The sequence below is a fragment of the Streptomyces sp. AC627_RSS907 genome (genome assembly GCF_019049165.1).
In genome coordinates, this window is record NZ_JAGMUE010000891.1 from 1 (window position 1) to 659 (window position 659).

General features: G+C 73.9%; 1 protein-coding gene. It reads right to left on the reverse strand.

Annotated features, from left to right (window positions below; translation table 11 throughout):
• Window positions 1-5 precede the first annotated feature (5 nt).
• The coding region (locus KUM32_RS39295; protein WP_217146540.1) for a pirin family protein at window positions 6-659 on the reverse strand (654 nt) is incomplete at its 5' end.

Below are 659 nucleotides of genomic sequence, written 5' to 3' on the forward strand. Positions count from 1 at the left end.
CCAGTTCAGCGCGTACGCCCCCGCGCCTTCAGCGGCACCGGCGGCAGCTCGGGGGCGGGTAGCGGCGCGCCCTCGTACGAGCTGACCTCGCCGAAGCGGGTGCCGGATGCCCAGTCCTCGCGGGCTTGGGCGATGTCCTCGTGGGTGCGGCCGACGAAGTTCCACCACATGACGATGCGCTCCTCGAACGGCTCGCCGCCCAGCAGCATGAACGCGCTGTCGACCGTGGCTCGCAGGGGCAGTTCCCGGCGACCGCAGCCGAGGTAGAGCAGGGAGCCGGGGGCCAGGCGGACGCCGTCCACCTCGGCCTCGCCGGACATCGTCAAGGCGGCGTACTCGAAGTCGGGTTGGAGCGGCAGGCGGGTGTCGGTGCCGGCGGCCAGGGTGATGTCGGCGCCCATCAGCGGGGTGAAGGTGGTGCCGGGGGAGCGGGCGCCGTCCAAGTCGCCGAGGATCACCGTGGCGCTGAGCCCGCCACCGCCGCTCACCTGGGGCAGCTCCGCGTGGTGTTCCCACGACGGGGCGGTGTGCCGGTGGGCGTCGGGCAGGGCGACCCAGAGCTGGGCGCCGTGCAGCAGCTTCGCGTGCTCGCGCGGGGACTGTTCGGCGTGCGCGATGGCCCGGCCCGACGTCATCAGGCCCAGTTCCCTCGGCCGCAG